The sequence below is a fragment of the Salinivibrio costicola subsp. alcaliphilus genome (assembly GCF_001996185.1).
Classification (GTDB): domain Bacteria; phylum Pseudomonadota; class Gammaproteobacteria; order Enterobacterales; family Vibrionaceae; genus Salinivibrio; species Salinivibrio costicola.
On sequence record NZ_MUFR01000015.1, the window covers coordinates 75,429 to 81,448 of the forward strand.

Genomic DNA, 6,020 nt, shown 5'->3' on the forward strand with positions numbered 1-6,020 from the left:
TTAATCCTCGTGATCGCTAATCAATAAATTGGCGGCTGCAAATGCAGCTTGGTCGCGACGTGACTGAGGAATCGACGGATCTTGTGCAACGTCGTTTAGGGTGTTGATCGCGCAGTGGATCGCCGCGGGAATATAGCCTTGCTCACCACTGCCTATTTCGGCATAGCGTTGGCGAATAAGATCACAGCAGTCTGCAACTTTCATGATTGTCTCCTCAAGTGATGATAAGGAGCACTATACCCAATCTCACCGGCAGGAGGAAAGTATTAACGTGCGCGCTTTTGGCGGTACATGCTCTGGTCAGCACGCTCGTAAAGAGAGAGATTATTGTCGCCTTGTCGATACTCAGAAAATCCGACCGAGGCACTGATCTGATGGCTGGATAGCAGGTGGTCTTGGCCAACGAGTTGTTTAACGCGTGTTGTGACTCGCTTGACTGACGTTTGGCTGGCGGGCTGTAAGATGACGGCAAACTCATCGCCGCCCAGTCGATAGCAGCGATCACTTCCTCTTACCGCTTCCCTAACCAGCAATGAAAAGCGGCGTAACACTTTATCGCCGTCCAAATGACCATAGGTGTCATTGACTTGTTTAAAGTTGTCCATATCGAACATCACCATCACAAGGCCGATATTTTCTCGCTCGCATACAGCAACCGCATGCTGAAGATCCTGCTCAAAGCTCGTACGGTTGTGTAAGCCTGTTAAACCATCAAGTAACGCCATATTTTTCACACGCGTATACTCAACGGCATTATTAAGCGGGCCGGCTAATAACTTGTGGTAGGTGTGTAACAAGCTAATTTCGTCTCGGTCGAGCTTATAAGGTGTCGAATATTGAAGGACACCAAGCGGCTGTTTATTGAACTTGATTGAAAACGTTTGACGAAAGGTATGTTGCTCACCACGGCGAATGATATTGGAGATGTCATCGTGCTCCCAAATAATCCGACCGATATCGATATGTTTTTCTAATTGACGCGCATAGACCTCGAACAGGACCTTTATATCAAGGTGGCCTTGCAGTTTTTGCAGCAACAACAATCGCTGATCGGCGCCCAACGGAATAATCCGCGGGGGGGAATCAGCCTTTGTATACTGCTTTATGTGCGAGGCATTCATTAAAGGATAACAACTCTACAATCGTGTGTGTTTGTAATGGTAAAGCAGAAATCATGCCAGCCTTTAATATTCATCCTAATCATGGTGAGGAGAGGCTAATAAGCATGTTGTTTTTTAGATAATTAATCGGTCAGTAGAGAGAGAATATCAGACTGATGATTGTGTGCATCGCGATAACCAATGTCAATCAACTGGCGAAGGTATGCCGGCTCAAATAACAAATAACTCGCTAGGGTCGCATCTTGACCGGCATTGATGCCTAATAATTTGAGTAAACTCCGCAAGGCTATCGGCATATGTGGGTAAAAACGCTTGGCTAGGGGCTCAAAAGGCTCAGAAGGACGCAGATGTAAGACATCAATATGGCGTAATCCCAACTGTTGCTGCTGTGATGGCGTCAGCGCACTAGCCACTTGATTAAGTCGTTGAAGGTGCTCCAAATCTGCAGACAGTGTATCGGCGAAAATGGCATTCATCAGGTGACCGCCGAGCATTGCTAGCCCAGGAGCTGCATGATTTATTTGAGCAGATTGCCGGATCCCAGTGGTCAAATCTAAAATGAGGATACGCTCTGCATCCATTTTTACCGCTGGCCGCAAAGGTGCGATCTGGTGGATGGCACCGTCACCGTAAAACTCATGGCCAATTCTAGATGCTGGAAACATGAACGGAATAGCGGAAGAGGCGAGTAAGTGTTCTGTTGATATTTGACTGCGGCGGCCCACCGCACGGGCACGTACCCAAGGCGGAATCTCCGGATCTCCTTGGAAAAAGCTGACTGACTGGCCGGTTTGATAGTTAGAGGCGGTGACGGATAGCCCGTGTAAGTGCCCAGCTAAGAGCTGATAATTAAGTTTATTAAAGTTAATGGTTTGATTAAGCAGATAGCGTAAAGGTCGGTTATTTAGTAAGCCAAAGGGAATGGGAGGTTGATAGTGAGACTGAAAACGTTGCCCGGTTTGTGACAACAGGTGGCCAATCAATGCGCTGGGGTGACTCGCAATGACACGAGACGTACTCAATCGGCGCCATAGCCACGACAGTTTTTTGACGCCTAGTCGAAAACATGACGCATGGCTCGCAAGGGAGACGGCATTAATCGCACCGGCTGATGTGCCACAATAAATAGTAAACGGGCTAGTATGCACGCGCGGATACCACTGCGCGATCGCCGATAACACACCAACTTGGTAAGCGGCTCGGGCCCCACCGCCAGTCAGCACCAAAGCTGTCTTAGGTTTGCTTTTGGCCATACATATCTCATCCTCGCGCTAACAGTTTGATTATAGACAGCCTGTGTGCGCCGATGCATGGTCATTGTCACACTCTTTCCAACATTCAATCTTTTAAACATTGCGGATGGTGACTGCGTTGAATAGAGGGCTTTGTAATCAGTGAGGTCGATTGGCAACAAATCAGCAAAAAAAATACCCCGCTAAAACGGGGTATTGAATGCAACCATCACGCGCTATTTAAGCGAGTTTTGATTGAATGAAAGTCAGTGCATCGTCAATCGCAAAAGGCACTTTCTCGCCATCACGACGGTGTTTGTACTCGAACACTCCGTTATCCATGCTGCGCTCTCCGATAACAATCGTGTGAGGAACACCGACAAGTTCAATGTCGGAGAACATGACGCCTGGGCGCTCTTTACGATCATCGAATAATACATCGATACCAGCGTGAGTCAGATCAGCATAGAGTGCTTCTGCTGCTTCGCGTACGCGCTCAGACTTATGCATATTCATCGGTACAATGGCAACTTTAAATGGCGCAAGGGCATCGGGCCAGATAATGCCATTTTGGTCATGGTTCTGTTCGATGGCGGCAGCAATCACACGCGTAATGCCGATACCGTAACAGCCCATTTCTAGCATCGCGTTCTTGCCATCCTGTCCAAGCACGCCGGCATTCATTTTTTGCGAGTAGTTATTACCAAGCTGGAAAATATGACCGACTTCAATACCGCGTTTAAACATCAGCGTTCCTTTGCCACACGGGCTAGGGTCGCCTTCGACAACGTTACGTAGGTCCTCAACTTGGCCAAGCGCCGCATCGCGTCCCCAGTTGATCCCGAAGTAGTGCTTATCGTCGATATTGGCACCTGCGCCAAAATCGTTCATGACTGCCACACTGCGGTCAACGATGAAAGGAGATGGTAAGTTGACAGGCCCTAAAGAGCCAGGACCCGCTCCAACCAGTGCGCGGATTTCTTCTTCAGTCGCAAAGGTAAGTGGTGCAGCAACCTGTGGTAGGTTCTCTGCTTTCACTTCATTCAACTCGTGGTCACCACGGATGATTAGGGCGATAAGATCAGACTCTACCTCGTCAGAGGCTTTGACAAATAAAGTTTTTACCGTCTTTTCAATCGGAAGCTCAAACTGCGCAACCAACTCAGCGATGGTTTTCGCATCAGGAGTATCGACGAGCGTCATTTCTTGGGTCGGTGCATCAGCCTGCGTTTTAGGTGCCAAAGCTTCGGCTTTTTCAATATTTGCCGCGTAGTCGGACTCGGTTGAAAATGCAATCAGATCTTCACCACTGTCGGCCAGGACATGGAACTCGTGTGATGCTGACCCACCAATCGCACCGGTATCTGCTAACACAGCACGATAATCCAGCCCCATACGATCAAAAATGGCACAGTAGGCCGCACGCATTTTCTCGTAGCTTTGTTCCATGCCTGCTTTATCAATATCAAAACTGTACGCGTCTTTCATTGTGAATTCACGTGAGCGCATAACACCAAATCTTGGACGTACTTCATCACGGAACTTGGTTTGGATTTGATAAAGATTGAGCGGCAGTTGCTTGTATGAATTAATTTCATTACGTGCCAAGTGCGTAATCACTTCTTCATGCGTAGGGCCTAAGACAAAATCACGCTGATGGCGGTCAGCAATACGAAGTAGCTCAGGACCAAACTTCTCCCAGCGCCCCGTCTCTAACCAAAGATCAGCAGGTTGGACAACGGGCATCATGGTCTCAACGGCACCGGCTCGATTCATTTCTTCGCGCACAATGCGTTCAACATGGTGAAGTACGCGGACACCCGAAGGCAACCAAGTATAAAGGCCAGAGGCAAGTTTTCGAATCATGCCCGCGCGCAGCATCAGCTGGTGGCTGACAATCTCTGCGTCGCTAGGGGTTTCTTTCAAGGTAGAAAGCAGATATTGACTGGTACGCATTTAAAGTTATCCGTTGAAATTGGCGTTCAATAAGTCCAAACATATTAACAGTGTGGGGGAGTTTCGACAAAAGCTTCTACCGCCACGACCAGGATTTGCGTAGGTTGTACATAAAACCGCACGTTAAAATCAAAAAGGTGTACGGCGTAACATTTATCATCCTTTTTACCCTGTTTATAAGCAGGACGAGGATCCTGGGCTAATACTTCGCTTATCACGCGTTGATGGTAGGCTTGATAAGGAGATTGAGATAAAGCCTGTAATGCGTTGTCAGAAAAACGGACGTCCATTGGGGTTGGTTTGGTTTGAGCAAATCCGCCTTGAGCGTCGGCTATGCTATCTGAATAGGGAATGTATGGTTTTATATCGATGATAGGTGTCTGGTCGACGAGATCGCATCCGCGCAGTGTTAAGGTGACCTGCCCGTTATCCTGTGACACATCAACTAACTCGACGGCTGACATGCCAATACCGTTAGGGCGAAACGTCGCTCGGCTAGCAAAGACGCCAATACGTTCATTCCCACCTAAACGAGGGGGACGCACTGTCGGTCGCCATCCTTTCTCTAAGTTTTGGTCAAAGAGAAAGAGCAACCATAGATGGGAATATTGTTCGATGCCTCGGACAGCCTCAATCTGATTCGCGTCATCGTGTAATTTAAGGTGGGCAAGCGCACTCGGTGCCAGCCCCGGTTGGCGAGGAACAGCAAACTTTTCTTTAAACGGTGATTGGAGCGTGCCGATCGGCGTGATAGAAAATGGGGAGCGCATAAACGAATAAACCCGACAATAAAGCCGCTATACTAGCATGCGAAAGAGACAGGGAGTATGGATGCAAGTCAGTCTTGAGCGTGACATAATCTGGTGACTATTGATGAAGAGGAAAAATGCGTGAGGCTACCAGCAATTTTTATCGATCGTGATGGCGTGGTGAATGTTGACCACGGTTATGTGGCCAGTATCGATAACTTTGAATACATTGACGGTGTGTTTGAGGCGTGCCGCGCGTTAAAAGAAAAAGGGTATCTTTTAGTGTTAGTCACTAATCAAGCGGGCATTGCTCGGGGTTACTACAGCGAAGAAGATTTCTTACAATTGACAGAGTGGATGGATTGGAACTTTGCCGATAAAGGTGTCGATTTCGATGGCATCTACTATTGCCCGCATCATGCATTAGACGGCATCGGTGAATATCAACTTGATTGTGACTGCCGAAAACCTAAACCAGGCATGCTCTTAGAGGCAGCGGAAGAGCTTGATATTGATTTATCTCGCTCTGTGATGGTGGGTGATAAAGCAGATGACATGAAAGCCGCTCAAGCAGCAGGCATCGAAACGCGATTTCTGGTTCGTTCAGGGAAGCCTATTACCGAAGAAGGGATGGCGTTAGCGACTGAGGTCCTCGTATCGATTGCCGATGTGCCGGATGCATTGAAAGATACCCAAGCGTAAACATATATTTAACGATACGGCGAAAAGTTGTGCGATTAGATTTTTTTTGAACAAAAACACTTGCATCAAAAAAACAACTCTCTATAATTCGCTTCTCGTTGGCACGGCAAGCCGAGCTAGCAACGGCAACACAGACAAGCAAAACAAAATGCTTGACTCAGTGCCAAAGTGGCGTATTATGCCACTCCCGCTCAACGATGAGCGGCGCTCTTTAACAATTTGACCTATGCAATCTGTGTGGGCACTCGTTGAGAATAGAC

General features: G+C 47.9%; 6 protein-coding genes. 1 reads left to right on the forward strand and 5 read right to left on the reverse strand.

Going from position 1 to position 6,020, the window contains the following annotated elements; all coding sequences use genetic code 11:
• The 5 genes from BZJ21_RS07055 to tsaA all read right to left on the reverse strand — a co-directional run bounded on the left by BZJ21_RS07055 (position 1) and on the right by tsaA (position 5,079).
• On the reverse strand, positions 1–204 hold the full coding sequence (locus BZJ21_RS07055; protein ID WP_021021984.1) for a YaeP family protein: 204 nt from the start codon (positions 202–204) through the stop codon (positions 1–3).
• A gap of 62 nt (positions 205–266) precedes the next feature.
• Entirely contained in the window at positions 267–1,121 is an 855-nt protein-coding gene (locus tag BZJ21_RS07060; RefSeq protein ID WP_021021983.1) for a GGDEF domain-containing protein, read from the reverse strand.
• Positions 1,122–1,243: 122 nt separating this feature from the next.
• On the reverse strand, positions 1,244–2,374 hold the full coding sequence (locus BZJ21_RS07065; protein ID WP_077576831.1) for a patatin-like phospholipase family protein: 1,131 nt from the start codon (positions 2,372–2,374) through the stop codon (positions 1,244–1,246).
• 219 nt (positions 2,375–2,593) lie between these two features.
• Positions 2,594–4,309, reverse strand: coding sequence for a proline--tRNA ligase (locus tag BZJ21_RS07070; protein WP_077669437.1), 1,716 nt, complete (start codon positions 4,307–4,309; stop codon positions 2,594–2,596).
• Between the two features lie 44 nt (positions 4,310–4,353).
• Positions 4,354–5,079 (reverse strand): tRNA (N6-threonylcarbamoyladenosine(37)-N6)-methyltransferase TrmO, encoded by a 726-nt coding sequence (gene tsaA / locus BZJ21_RS07075; protein WP_077661042.1) that lies wholly within the window; start codon positions 5,077–5,079, stop codon positions 4,354–4,356.
• 120 nt (positions 5,080–5,199) lie between these two features.
• Here tsaA and gmhB point away from each other — a divergent pair, with 120 nt between their 5' ends.
• On the forward strand, positions 5,200–5,760 hold the full coding sequence (gene gmhB, locus BZJ21_RS07080) for a D-glycero-beta-D-manno-heptose 1,7-bisphosphate 7-phosphatase (RefSeq protein ID WP_101494561.1): 561 nt from the start codon (positions 5,200–5,202) through the stop codon (positions 5,758–5,760).
• The last annotated feature ends 260 nt before the right edge of the window (positions 5,761–6,020 follow it).